This is a genomic window from Bartonella sp. AA86SXKL (genome assembly GCF_042196885.1).
Window position 1 is genome coordinate 118788 of sequence record NZ_JBHIRE010000002.1, and the last position, 13739, is coordinate 132526.

Genomic DNA, 13739 nt, shown 5'->3' on the forward strand with positions numbered 1-13739 from the left:
TTATTTTTTTTATAATCGCCTTTTATAAATTTTAAATAGAGCATAATCTTGCTCTATCATTGAAGCAAGATGAATTTCAAAAAAAGCCCCCATAAGATGAAAATGTCCCTCCTTAAATGTTAAACATTTCTTTAAAATAAGCCGTCTATATTAACGCGTTTTTCATGCTTGTGTTCTATAAATCCTTAAGTTTTTACAAAAAGCAAGGTCTCAAGGTCTTTTCTCTATGCGTGTATTTTCCACCTCTCTTTTCGTATCAACCTTTACTGCACTTATACTGGCAATAAGAATTTTATTTTCAAGTGCACTTGCACAAACACCGCTTTTACATGGGAAAGTACCAATCCCTTCGACACGTCCTACCCCCATTGCCATAAAACAAGAAGCTCAAGAACCTCTTCAACAGAGACACACGACATCGCACAATACTGCGACACTCAAACAACTAAAAGCTGGATTAGATGCACTAGCAAACAACAATATTGCAAAAACAATAAATCTTCGTAATTCAATGGAAAAACATAGCCTTGATCGTTATATTTTGACATGGGCGCTAGGACTATCAAAGCAAAATAATATACCAAGCTCTGAAATATCTAATGCAATTAACATGCTAAAAGGATGGCCTGGTATAGAAACGATGCAACGCAATGCTGAACGTGCTTTTCTTAACGAAACCAATATCACACACGCCATTATCCAAAAATTTTCTCATCATCCCCCCCTTACAGCACAAGGCATGGCTCTCTTTGCTAAAGCACTCATTGCAACGGGACAAATCACCCGTGCTCAACACATTATTGCACCATGGTGGCATAAAACACGGCTTAATGCACAAGAAGAAGTATTTGTTCTTAAAAATGCAAGTGCTGCCTTAAAACCTATTGATCATTTAAAACGCATGCAGTTTATGTTGTATGCACATCGTTTTGATTCAGCGGCACGCGTTGCAAAATTAGCCCATGCTCAATCTCTTTTTGATGCTTTTGTAGCCGTTGAAAAAAATGATCCTAGAGCTACACAAAAATTAAAAGCTGTAGAGAGATCATGGAAAAAAGATCCTCTCTTCCAGTTTGCTCGAATGCGCCATCTGCGGCGAACAGAACAATATGATGCAGCCGCAACACTCATGATGAAAACATCACAAGATGCATTCCATCTTATGAACCCTCAATCATTGTGGAAAGAGCAACGCGCCCTTTCTCGTGAAATGCTTGATTTAAACAAACCCCAAATAGCTTATCAACTCGTTGCAAGGCACACTGGTATGACATCTGCATTAGCCGTCGATGCTGAATTTCACGCAGGATGGTATGCACTACGGTTTCTTCATAACCCTAAGTTGGCAATGCAGCATTTTTCACGTATTCCTCAACTCTCTTCTTTACCTTTTTATGCATCACGTGGATATTACTGGATGGGACGAACAGCAGAAGCGCTAAAAGAACATCAAAATGCCCAGCAATACTTTCATCGCGCCGCTCATTTTGGCGCAACGTATTATGGTCAATTAGCCGCTGCGCGACTCAACCAAAAAAAATTTAATATCTCTTTTCCTAAACCAACAATCGCTGAGCGACAACATTTTAGTGCACGAAAAGCGATCAAAGCAATTCAACGTCTTGAAGAAGCTGGATATGCTGAGTTTGCTAAAGTTTTTTATAGAGAACTCGGAAAAAAAATAGAAAGCCCCGGTGAATTAGCTCTTCTGGCTGTTATGGCAGAAAAAAATGGTGACTATTATACCAGCCTCAGAATCGGAAAAATGGCTGCTTTCCTAGGAAAAAATGTCGGAGCACTCTCTCATCCTCTGGGAGCTATACCAGACTCTGCTCATATTTCTGTAGAAGAAAAATCGCTTATCTATGCCATTGCACACAAAGAAAGCGAATTTAATCCAACAGCCATATCACAAGCAGGTGCACAAGGGATACTCCAATTGCTTCCTACAACTGCAGAAGCACTAGCAAAAAAATACTCAATCGCATGGTCTCCTAAAAGATTTAGCAGTGATGCGCGTTATAATGTGACATTAGGCACCCATTTTCTCAATGAACAATTGGAACGTTTTAATGGATCCTATATACTAACTCTTATTGGCTATAATGCGGGTCCCCGTCGAGTCAATGAATGGATAAAACGTTATGGCGATCCTCGAGGTCAATCTCTCGATAACGTCATTGATTGGATTGAACGTATTCCTTATACAGAAACACGTAATTACGTGATGCGTGTCATGGAAAATTATGGTGTCTACAAAGCAAGACTCACTGGGAAAATAGATATAAAAACCGACTTGCTTTCTGGTCGACGGAAATAATATGCCTTAACTTCCCAAATAGCATTTGAAAGCGTTGATAAGAAGTGTTTTTATTCCTTTTTAAATAGTACCATACCCACTTTCTTAGGACGTATAAGAAAGTAATTTTAATTGATTCAGTATTAATAAATTCGAAATGATGAATTATCATTATAAATCAACAGGTAGTACAAATAATTCATTTCTTCTCAACATAGATGACAATATCATAGAGATTACAAATATAAGAGAAGAGTGAAACAAATAGCTCATCCTTTTACTGTTGCTTATTAGTCAATATTCAAATCTTGTGAAACAGCTTATTTTAAGACTATTTTTTCTGCTTACAATATTTCTATACCCAATAGGGGCGCATTATTGTGTATATCGTTTAGATTATCTCTGATAACAGAAAGAGAGACGCATTGAGTTAGAAAGCCTTAAAGACAAACAATTCTCTTCTGCCCCTTCCCTTTTCATTCGGTTTTACGACTTTTAAATATGTCAATATCTTTTAATAATAAAGATGAATCTTTGCTTTTTTCTCATTTTTACATATAAGCTCACATCCTTTACACAAAACAGAGCATCCCCAAATAGTATGTTTTTCTTATTTATATTATTGTTTTATTTTAATGTTTCTAAGTCCATTTCACAACGGTGTATCTGAAAAGTACTTACGAAAATCCTCTCACGAATGGTATAAAAATCGATTAGACACGATTAACCTTTAATTAATAAAACCTATAGCTCTATCATCCCTTAACTCCCAATGTTGCAAAAGCCCTTTCATTTAGAGCACTCATAAGAAGTATATTCACTGCTTTTTAGAAGTTTTTTATCCATGCTCCTCCTCAACTTGTATCATAAGTAAGCGGATGGTTTTGATTGATTCAACATCAAAAAAATTCGAATAAATTATATTTGAACTTTCATCAAAATTATAAACAATCATTATAAATCAATATATTATAAGAAAATCGCCCCGTATAAAAAATCAGCTAAATATTAGGGATACTCTAATTGTTTTATTCACTTTTGATGGTGGTGGTGGAAAAGAACCAACGCGTCGAAGGGCTGCCATCGCTAATCGATCAAGTTCTGGATCTCCAGCAGAAACAATGACACGACTAGAAAAAATACTCCCCTGCTCATGCACCATAAATTCTAACTTCACCGTTCCTTTTGTACGATTGGTGCGCTGTCCCACAATATAATTTTTTTGCCTTTCTAATTGTGACTGTACCTTTGCTAACCACTCCATTAACAACATATCTTCAAGCCCTGCTGTACCGCCGCCCTTGTTGATGGAAGAAGAACGTACCGCCTTTGCATTGGAGCGCTTTACTACAGCCTTTGGCATCGGTATTGTTTTTTTGATAAACGCTTTATGCTCCACTTTTTGAGGTAGGGGTTCTTCCAAAGGCTTTAAGTCATCTTGTTCTACTATATGCTGAGGTTCTTCCGATTGAACTTCATCCACGGATTCCAATCCTTCTGACTCCTGCTCTAGGAGATCAGACTGTAATACTTCTTGCTCTGTATTAATATCCGACTCTCTATGAATATCTGGCAAATCTGTATCAACATCCGGATATACAGTTTCTTGCACAAAAGTCAGCATAATCTCCGATGAGAGCAAGCCATTACTTATACCAGTACTTTGAAAATAAAACTGTGCTGCTAATAATACATGCAAAAAGAAAGCCCCAATAAATGCACCAATCCAAAGAGTTAATAATTGTTTCGTATTTGCAAAATTCATCGTTTATTCTGCCACTATTTTAAGCTTAATATTGGTGTTCAATCTCATTAAAACAGGCTATTTTGAAATTGCAACTTTTTTCTTGACTGATTTTGTCATGTTTAATATGGTCTTCTAATGATTTTGTGCCGTTGTCAAAATCATTCCTACTTGGCTGGCAAGTTTTAATCAGTGAGTCCAGCCTTTTTGTATTAAAAAATTTCAAAACAGAGAGGGGATGGTTAAAAGGGTTATGATGTGTTATGCAAATAAGACGAAAAAATATCTATAAAAGCTGTGTAATTTTAAGTGCATTATCGGTCTGTATACCTTCATTTGTTTTTGCACAAAATAAAGATGGAAGTGCTGTCACTGAACTTAAACCAATCCTTATTAAAGGAAAAAAAATAGAAGATGCTTCAAATTCAATAACCATTCTGACTGATCGTAAGACCAACAAGAATATTGATGAAAGACAAATAACTGATGTTTATGATGTGAGTCGTCTTAATCCTTCCGTATCCTATAACTCAGAAAATAACAGTTTCGTTATTCGGGGTTTAGATGCAAACCGTGTTCTTACGACAATGGATGGTATTTCTCTTCCATGGTTTAATGATATATTCCGTGGTGGAGGTGGAAACACAACTTTTGATTTCAATGCTCTTTCTACGTTTGATACTATTCAAGGATCAGATTCTAGTCTTTATGGTTCTGGCGCCTTAGGGGGAATCATTGCGTTGCGTACCCTTGATCCTGAAGACCTGATCGTGGAAGAAAAGAATTGGGGAAGCCTTATAAAAGGTGGTTATAATTCTGTTGATAACAGCTGGCGCATCGATCAAGCTTTTGCTGTGCGTAATTACCGGACATTTTTACTTTTTCAAGGATCTTATGTAGAAGGTCATGAGCGCAAAAATATGGGAACAGTAGAAGGGTATGAGGAACGCACGCGCAAAAACCCTTCTCACTTTGATAAAAATAACTTGCTTTTTAAAATTCATCAATATTTGAGTGATAATCACCGCCTTGGTTTTACCGCAGAGCGTTTTGGTCATAATAGTAACACACATGAATTAAATTCGTCTAAAAGATACGCTCCAGGTTCCGTTTATGAGCAGGATAATAAACTTCGTGAGCGCTTTTCTCTTTCTTATAATTATAATGGTAATGGTGATGCAGTTCTTGATGTGTTTAATGGGCAGCTTTATTGGCAAAGGCAATCAAGTCGTTACGTTATGACAGGCGTTCGTGTTTCAGCACCCAAAGGGGATTATTTGAGAGATAATTTCTTGCGTAATATCAATTATGGTTTCAATGCTGATGCCCTTAAAAAAGTGGATTTTGGCACTATAAACCATACGTTAAAGTTTGTAATGAATGTTTCGTCATCTAAATTTCATCACTATTTGTTAGGTAAAGACAACTGTCATATAAAAGAATACGCTCGGGGATGTCTTTTTGTTCCTGCTAATCGATCAGATTCACCAGACACAAATGGTTACAATTTAGGTTTTGTTTTTGAAGATGAAATTGGGTTGGTTGATGATCGTTTTCGTGTAATACCGGGAATCCGGTATGATTGGTACAAATATGTTCCTCAGAAAACACCTTCTTATGAGAAAGCATTGATTTCTGATAAATTCCCTCCAGAAAGAAGTGGTTCACGCTTTTCTCCTAAATTACGCGTGGAGTGGGATGTTCGTAATCAAGTAACGCTCTATGCTCAGTGGGCACAGGCTTTTCGTGCACCACGTATTTCAGAACTTTACGTCTCTTATATCAAACCTTCTGCTTATTATGTGAAAGGGAATCCTGATCTTCAACCAGAAACAAGCAATGGGTATGATGTTGGTCTACGGTATGGAAATGTAAATTTCGGTGGTTCCTTCAATGCCTTTTTCAATCAATATAAGAATTTCATAGATACTGAGGATAGAGGGCCATCAGAGGAATTTAGATTTGCGCGTCGGCATTACATGAATCGTTTTCACGTGCAAATTTTTGGTGTTGAAACAAAAGCCCATTTAGTTCTTAAAAATGGTTTTCATAGCAATGTTGCTCTTGCTTATTCACAAGGAAAAGATCTTGATAAAAAGGAGTATCTTAACTCAATTCCTCCTTTGAAAGCAGTTATCGGATTAGGATATGCAAAAGAGGTTTGGGGAAGCGATATTATCCTTACTTTGGCAGCTAAACGTGACAAAGTAGCCGGAGAATCTGATTACCAAAAAATTCCAGGATATCATGTCGTTGATATGACAGGGTGGTGGAAACCATTCGGTGAAACGGGACCTATTCTAAGAGCCGGTGTTTATAATCTTTTCAATACAAAATATTGGAATGTATCTGAACTTCCTTCAGGTAAAAGTTCAACACCAAAAGATTATTATAGCCAGCCTGGTCGTAACTTTAAGGTGTCGTTTGTACAAAAGTTTTAGTCACTTCTGTTAATTATTCGGTCAATAAAATCGTATTGATAAAAGGATTAATTATTGTGTTTCTATTTTCAACATCTTTTAAATTACAAAGATTTGGTAGAAAAGTTTTAATTCTTTCTGTTTTATCGTTTTTTGATTGCTCAGCTGTTGGCGATAGAGTGTTATTTTGTGATAGATTGAACTCTTAAAAGAATTTAATTTATTGCCTTGGAATTGTAAAATTTGAAAGTTAGTTTTTGAGTTAAGTAACATAAGGTAAATTCATGGCACATACAGCTGAAATGATTCTTCGTTTGCGTGAAGAAAAAAAAGAAATGCGAAACCGCGATTTTGCGGTTTCGATTGGTATATCTGAAGCAGAGCTTATTGCGGCTTATTGTACCATTGGAAAAGCAAAAAGGCTACAAACTGATGTTGCTACTCTCTTAGAAAATGCACCTCGACTTGGAACCGTCATGGTCTTAACTCGCAATGAATATGCTGTTCACGAAATAACGGGACGTTTTGAAAAAATTGTTCAAAACGAACATATTCCTATCACACTTGGTGAAATTGATTTGCGTATTTTTACAAAACAATGGAAGTTCGGTTTTGAATATGATGTCGTTATTCTTGGAAAACCTACAAAAAGTCTGCAATTCTTTGATCAACATGGCGTTGCTATTTTAAAGGTCTATTCTAAAGATATGACAAATATGGAAGAGTGGAATAAACTTGTTGAAAAGCTCCTTCTTGAAGATCAGTCTCCTGTTCTTAACATTCTTCCCGTTTTTCTCCCAGCCCAATGTGACATAACAGAATTGGATATTGAGAGTTTTCGGGATCGTTGGCGGAAAATGACAGATGTACACCAACTTCACAAAATTATTTCCGAATTTAAAATTAATCGACATCATGCTGTAAAATATGTTGGTAATGAATTTGCCGATGAATTACAGGTAAATGCTGTTGAAATAATGCTTAACCAAGTCGCACAACAAGAACTGCCAATCATGTGTTTTGTTGGGAATAAAGGGTGTATTCAAATTTTTAGTGGGACTGTAAAAAATATTAAGCAAATGGGACCTTGGCTTAATGTTCTTGATCCAAGATTTGACCTTCATTTACTCACGTCCGGAATTGCTAGAGTATGGCATGTTCGCAAACCTACCCGTGATGGTTATGTCAGTTCACTTGAAGTTTTCGATAAAGATGATGAGATGGTTATTCAATTCTTTGGCGTACGCAAGGAGGGTCAAAAAGAACGTGAAGATTGGCGTTCTTTATTGAATAGTTTGCCATCATGCCAAGAAAACAGCAGTAACTAAGATAAGGTTAGACATGTTCATATCTCTTTTACATAGGTTATCAAACCTTTTTCTTATGTGTTTACTGCTCTCTCTTACTTGTTTTTCTAAACAAGTAATTGCTGAACCTGCAACGCGTTTTCCTGAAAATGCTCGAATTGTTTCTATCGGCGGAGCACTTACAGAAATTGTCTATGCATTGGGAGCCCAAGATCAACTTGTCGCCCGTGATAGTACAAGCGTCTACCCACAAGAAGCGCTCAAGCTTCCTGTGCTTGGATATATGCGTGCTCTTTCACCTGAGGGGGTTTTATCACTTGCTCCAGAGGGTATATTGCTTGTTGAAGGAAGTGGTCCCGCTTCAACAATTGATATTCTCAAAAAAACATCGATACCTCTGGTGATCATACCAGAAGACTACTCCCGTGAAAATGTGATAGAAAAGATTCGCCTCGTTGGTCAAGCCATTCATCGGGAAGTGCAAGCCGCGGCGTTAATTGAGAAATTGAAGCGTAATTTTTTAGACAACGATGCGCTTTTGGCGAAAGTAACAACACCAAAGCGTGTTCTTTTTGTTTTCTCTGTGCAAAATGGACGCGTCATGGCATCTGGAACAGGTACTGCAGCTGATAGTATGATCAAACTTTCAGGCGCTATCAATGCTATCACCGATTATAAAGGATATAAACTTCTCAACGGCGAAGCATTATTGAAATCAGATCCTGATGTTATTTTGCTTGTAAAACATGGTGCAAGATCAACCAGCATTGATAAGATTTTAGCCATACCGGCAGTTCAAGCAACAACTGCAGCGAAAAATCATGCCATAAAACAGATGGATGCTATGTATTTTTTGGGATTTGGTCCACGTACTGCAGACGCATCAAGAGAACTTATTGAGATACTTTATGGTGCACATCAAAACGGTAAGAGCTGATAAAAATGGTAGACGGTACATCCAGGATGCATTTACCTAAAGAAAAAGAAGGTAAAAAAATAAACCGTTCAAAACAGGGGAAGATTTTATTATTAAGCTTAATAATATTCCTTATTTTCAGTATTTTTGGTGGGCTCTTGAATGGTGCAGCAAAGGTTTCTTTCGTTGATCTCCTCCATGTGATGCTTACACAAGATTTTTCGGTAAGTAGTAAAACGCGTGATTACCTCGTGCTCATCGACATAAGGCTTCCCCGTGTTATCTTGGGATTATTGATTGGAGCAGCTTTAGCTGTCTCCGGTGTTCTTATGCAAGGGCTTTTTCGTAATCCTCTTGCAGATCCCGGAATTGTAGGTGTATCAGCAGGTGCTGGACTTGGAGCAGTCTTAGCAATTGTTGTCGGCATTGCTTTTCCTGTTTCTTTTGCACCTTTTCTAGAGCCTTATAAAGTTATCATAGGTGCTTTTTTTGGTGGACTTTTATCAACGATTATTCTCTACATAATAGCAACGCATAACAGCTTTACCTCTATTGCAACCATGCTGCTTGCTGGCATTGCTCTTGGTGCATTAAGCAGTGCTGTTGTCGGAACATTGATTTTTGTCGCAAATGACCAACAACTGCGTGATATCACTTTTTGGAGTCTGGGCTCTCTTGCGGGCGCTACATGGTTGAAAGTATGGCTCGTTCTCCCTTTTATCGTTATTGGTCTTCTTTTCTCTCCCTTTTTATCACGAGCACTTAATGCCCTTGCTCTTGGAGAAGCTGTTGCTGGCCATATTGGTTTCCATATTCAACGCGTCAAAAATATTGCTATTCCTCTTGTTGCTCTTATGTGCGGCAGTGCTGTTGCTGTCAGTGGTGGTATTGGTTTTATTGGTATTATTGTTCCTCATATTTTACGTCAGCTCATTGGTCCTGATCATCGCTATCTCATTCCTTGCTCTGCTCTCTTGGGAGCAGCATTACTTATTTTTGCTGATATGTTTGCACGCTTAATTGTTGCCCCCGCAGAATTGCCGATTGGGATTGTAACAGCACTTTTTGGTGCACCTTTCTTTCTATGGATCCTTATATGCAAACGAGGAACAGACTTTTCATGATTGAAGCGACAAATATTTGTGTTCAGCGCGGAAAGAAGCAGATTCTTAAACACATTAATCTTCAAGCTAAAAGTGGTGCTTTTACCATTATTATTGGTCCTAATGGATCAGGAAAAAGTACTTTTATCAAAGCTCTGAGTGGTGAAATTCCTTACAGTGGAAAAATAACCTTAAATGGTTATAATGTATGCCAAACAAAAACTCATGTAATGGCAAAAATGCGCGCTGTACTACCACAATCAACAACGCTCGTATTTCCATTCTTAGTCCATGAAGTTGTAGGGCTTGGCCTTTCTGTAAACCAATTTAGCATTGCCAAAGCCGAATTGCAAAATCTTATCCAGAAAGCTTTAGAGTGCGTTGACCTTTCTGATTATGGCAACCTGTATTATCACCAATTATCAGGCGGAGAACAAGCTAGAGTGCAACTTGCCCGTGTACTTTGCCAAGTCTGGAAACCTGTTCATAATGGGATTCCTCGCTGGATGATATTAGATGAACCTATTGCTAGCCTCGATATTCAACATCAAATCATCGTTATGGATATTGCTAAACAATTTGCTCATTCTGGTGGCGGTGTTCTTGCTGTTCTTCATGACCTCAATCTCGCGGCACATTATGCAGATAACATGATCTTGCTCAAGGAAGGTAAGATTTATTGCGAAGGAAATGCAACTAATGTTTTGACAACACAAAATCTCCGCAATGTTTATCATTGTTCTTTAAACGTTTCTGAATTACCTAAAGAAGATATCCCTTTTATACTCCCTCAAACGACATCCTCCTATGAAATTAGATCTCTAAGCTATCGGCTTCAATCTAAAAACTAAAGTCCATAGCAAAATAAAACACGCAAATATTCAAGAATCTTTTTTATTTTTATATGAATTCCTTTTTGTCATCTATCATAAAAAAAGAAGACCAATTACCCTAAAGATATTTTTTGAAAAAAATACCAGTTTAAAATCTTTCAAGATTTTACGTAACTAAAAACATGTGAAGTTTTGTTTTGTTATCAAATTTTTAGATAATACGAATTTATACAACATAAATATGCGTTTTCTCACTCTTTCTATCACTTTTATCTTTATAAAAATGATTCAAGAAATACATACAAATGCCTTTGTTATAATAACGGGTGTATTATTTATATCTTCTAAGGACTATATAGAAATCAAGTACCTTTCTCCCCTCCATAAAAGATTTATTTGTAGCTTTAATGGTAATGTTTTCTTTATAACACATATACTTTAGCTTTTTTTATAAATAAATATTGATTTACAATGATATTTTTACTTTTCTCTCTCTATTAAAAAATTGTTTATTGGCATATCATAAAGAATTAACCTATTGAATAAAAACTTTAAAATAAACTCAATAACGCTTCTTGTAAGCCCCCTAATGCAAAAACAATACGGAATATAGGGATGAGGAGAGAGTATAGAAATAGCGTTGCTCTGCTGCTTCACAAGCATAACGATGATTCCACTCAAAGGGGTACACTATCATTTACAGATAAAGCCTCCTACCATGGCAATGCAAAGAAATGAAATCGACAACAAGGTGAAAAATATCTTTATAAGATGAATTAACTCATACAGGGTTATGCTATTTTTGCACAAAAAACGCTAAAAATATTGTACTTTTTTATGCCTCAGGTTGAATAATTTTACTACCTTCCCCTATCAAAACACCTTATGAAAAAATATATCTCCAGATCTCTTCACGGCACAGTTTAAATGATTTTTACACATTTTCCCTATGTTATCGTACAATTATAAAAAAGTTATGATTTTCTTTTTTTTATAATAAATTATATCCTTAACTCTTTCTTTCAATCATTTTAAAATTGTTTTTTCACTCTCTCAAGTATCCTATTAACAATATAGATTTCCTTTTCATATGCATAGAAAATAACGCGGAATTGCTCCGCGTTAACAAAATTATCAAGGTGTATAGATTATTATTATTACTTAAACATACTCATGATTTTATAGCATAGACAACGGTTGTATTAACAGGGCGCGTTTCTGCCTCACCCGTATGGGAAAGAGTTACCTTGTGTGTATGTGCACCAGCAGAAGCTGTTCTCCCTTTCAGGGTCGCATTATAAGTATAATGATTCGGGAGTCTCCCAATATCACCAACGGGCCATCCTACCCCTTGATACTCAAAATTATGCGCATGCTCGCCTGCGTTTTCAATACTCCCAATATGCGTATGTGATTTTATGCTATCTTGTTGTTCATCTGCAAACTTTCTACCACCATCTAAACCCCGACCATTATCAAAGCCGCGTAAAAACATACCTCTAAAATCAGGAACTTTAAAAGTTTTATTGCTGTCTTTTCCCCATTTATCACCTATTGCCTCGAATAACTGCGGATAATCTTCACGCTTATAGGCCTTACCATCACATAAAAGCCAACCATTTGGCACATTTTGCATAGCAAATGTTGCAATGAATCCAGAGGGGAAACTTTCTATCTTAGGTGGTGTAGGGTTTAATAAATACCAACCCTCATGCTCTTTTATTAAAACACCATTATTGTATACCATTTCATAAATGCCATCTGTTTGAAATTCTCCACCTTCTAATGGTATAACCCCCGTATCAGTGGCTTTATAGATAAGCTTTTCTCCTATATTATTAACAGTTATTGTTGTCACGCCAATATTTACACCACAAGCTTTAAAACGTATGACGATATCATTGTTGTATTTCTTTATAGGCGAAACTGTCTTTAAGGTAATTAATGTTGTTTTATCTTCCAAATTTACTATAAAGCTTGAATTAATAGATCCACCATTATCTGCAAGATATTCGCGCACGCGCTGCATCATCGCCCGTGCACTATCATTAACAGAACTAGGCGGCTGTCCTTCTGCCCAATTAATGATACTATCTGAATAAGCATTTTCATCAGCCTTTAGAGACCAATCGTAAATATTAGACATTTTAAATCCCCCATTATTTTCATAGTTTTTCTAACAACTTCTCGTTCTGTGCACTAAAATGTGCTGCCGCTGTTGATTGGTACATCATAACCACTGCACCATCCTTATTTACGTATTTTATCTCTCTTCACTCCTTCCAATTTTATAACCTAAATTCACCAGACGCTTTTCATAACATTAGTATTAATGCTTTCTCTTCTAATGTATAATCTAACTAACTCATCTTATGTTACTTAATATCTTGTTTTGTTGCTTTGCTGTTGTTATATAATTATTTTTTAAATCTTGCATCTTGTTGCAAAATTTATAAATACTATTCAAATTTTTCCTTATTATGGATTTCATATAACCATTACTGAATGTAATAACTTATCATCCACATAGAAAGTTTCTGACTTAAACATTATCTTTTTTTTTCAATAGCTTAAATCTATCTCGTCGATATTTTATACCATATATTTTAAACAAAGAAATTCTATCTTTTAGCTATCATTTGTATTAAAATTTTAAAAATTAGCTTCAAATTTTTTATATGCTTCATTATGTTTTTATTCCCACGCACATACTTTGTTCTATTTTATTCAATTTATTTCTGAAATTGTGTCACAAGATTAGCACCAATGTTTTTTTTGAATAAGCTTTTGTTCAATCTAAATGTATCACAGAGAATATATTCAATATGGACATTTGCTCCACACTTTCATTAAACTGGAAATAAAATACTTTGAAATATTCAATATCACACACCTTCACAAAATTTGAAGGTTGTATCCGATCCGGAAAAAATTAAAAAGCATAACCTAGCCTCTCCCCCAATTTTTATGAACAATATCCTTGTTTTTTAAACGCCCCATAACCAACTTTTCCCCTCCCACAGTTAACACATCTACCTCTATATATTATTATATGTATATTTTTTTTGCAAGAACAATAAATCATTCTAAACAACATCTTGCAATTATTGGTGTTCT

8 protein-coding genes are annotated in these 13739 nt (G+C 36.1%); 6 read left to right on the top strand and 2 right to left on the bottom strand.

Translation table 11 applies throughout. The features are described 5' to 3' along the window. Positions 1-226 precede the first annotated feature (226 nt). Positions 227-2320 (top strand): lytic transglycosylase domain-containing protein, encoded by a 2094-nt coding sequence (locus tag ACFIO5_RS01770; protein WP_375636265.1) that lies wholly within the window; start codon positions 227-229, stop codon positions 2318-2320. A gap of 976 nt (positions 2321-3296) precedes the next feature. Here ACFIO5_RS01770 and ACFIO5_RS01775 read toward each other — a convergent pair. Then, complete coding sequence (locus tag ACFIO5_RS01775) at positions 3297-4064, bottom strand: energy transducer TonB family protein (protein ID WP_375634168.1); 768 nt, start codon at positions 4062-4064, stop codon at positions 3297-3299. 242 nt (positions 4065-4306) lie between these two features. On the opposite strand from ACFIO5_RS01775, the gene ACFIO5_RS01780 reads away from it, so the two are divergent. From ACFIO5_RS01780 to ACFIO5_RS01800, 5 genes are all read left to right on the top strand, one after another. Further along, on the top strand, positions 4307-6484 hold the full coding sequence (locus ACFIO5_RS01780) for a TonB-dependent hemoglobin/transferrin/lactoferrin family receptor (RefSeq protein WP_375634306.1): 2178 nt from the start codon (positions 4307-4309) through the stop codon (positions 6482-6484). 263 nt (positions 6485-6747) lie between these two features. Further along, positions 6748-7791, top strand: a complete 1044-nt coding sequence (locus ACFIO5_RS01785; protein WP_375634304.1) for a hemin-degrading factor — start codon at positions 6748-6750, stop codon at positions 7789-7791. A 13-nt stretch (positions 7792-7804) separates the two neighbouring features. After that, positions 7805-8707 carry a heme/hemin ABC transporter substrate-binding protein gene (locus ACFIO5_RS01790; protein ID WP_375634174.1) on the top strand — a complete coding sequence of 301 codons (903 nt, stop codon included), beginning with the start codon at positions 7805-7807 and terminating at the stop codon, positions 8705-8707. Between the two features lie 5 nt (positions 8708-8712). Then, positions 8713-9810 (top strand): FecCD family ABC transporter permease, encoded by a 1098-nt coding sequence (locus ACFIO5_RS01795; RefSeq protein WP_375617630.1) that lies wholly within the window; start codon positions 8713-8715, stop codon positions 9808-9810. Beyond that, positions 9807-10640: a heme ABC transporter ATP-binding protein gene (locus tag ACFIO5_RS01800; RefSeq protein ID WP_375634176.1), complete on the top strand. Its 834-nt coding sequence runs from the start codon at positions 9807-9809 to the stop codon at positions 10638-10640. Before ACFIO5_RS01795 ends, ACFIO5_RS01800 begins: the two co-directional genes overlap by 4 nt. A gap of 1153 nt (positions 10641-11793) precedes the next feature. On the opposite strand, the gene bgtC is transcribed toward ACFIO5_RS01800, so the two are convergent. Beyond that, positions 11794-12768 (bottom strand): gene transfer agent tail collar protein BgtC, encoded by a 975-nt coding sequence (gene bgtC / locus ACFIO5_RS01805; protein ID WP_375611203.1) that lies wholly within the window; start codon positions 12766-12768, stop codon positions 11794-11796. Positions 12769-13739 lie beyond the last annotated feature (971 nt).

Bases quoted from the DNA above. Each gene is read 5' to 3' on its own strand.
- ACFIO5_RS01770 (WP_375636265.1), top strand. From the start codon at position 227: ATGCGTGTATTTTCCACCTCTCTTTTCGTATCAACCTTTACTGCACTT.
- ACFIO5_RS01775 (WP_375634168.1), bottom strand. From the start codon at position 4,064: ATGAATTTTGCAAATACGAAACAATTATTAACTCTTTGGATTGGTGCA.
- ACFIO5_RS01780 (WP_375634306.1), top strand. From the start codon at position 4,307: ATGCAAATAAGACGAAAAAATATCTATAAAAGCTGTGTAATTTTAAGT.
- ACFIO5_RS01785 (WP_375634304.1), top strand. From the start codon at position 6,748: ATGGCACATACAGCTGAAATGATTCTTCGTTTGCGTGAAGAAAAAAAA.
- ACFIO5_RS01790 (WP_375634174.1), top strand. From the start codon at position 7,805: ATGTTCATATCTCTTTTACATAGGTTATCAAACCTTTTTCTTATGTGT.
- ACFIO5_RS01795 (WP_375617630.1), top strand. From the start codon at position 8,713: ATGGTAGACGGTACATCCAGGATGCATTTACCTAAAGAAAAAGAAGGT.
- ACFIO5_RS01800 (WP_375634176.1), top strand. From the start codon at position 9,807: ATGATTGAAGCGACAAATATTTGTGTTCAGCGCGGAAAGAAGCAGATT.
- bgtC (WP_375611203.1), bottom strand. From the start codon at position 12,768: ATGTCTAATATTTACGATTGGTCTCTAAAGGCTGATGAAAATGCTTAT.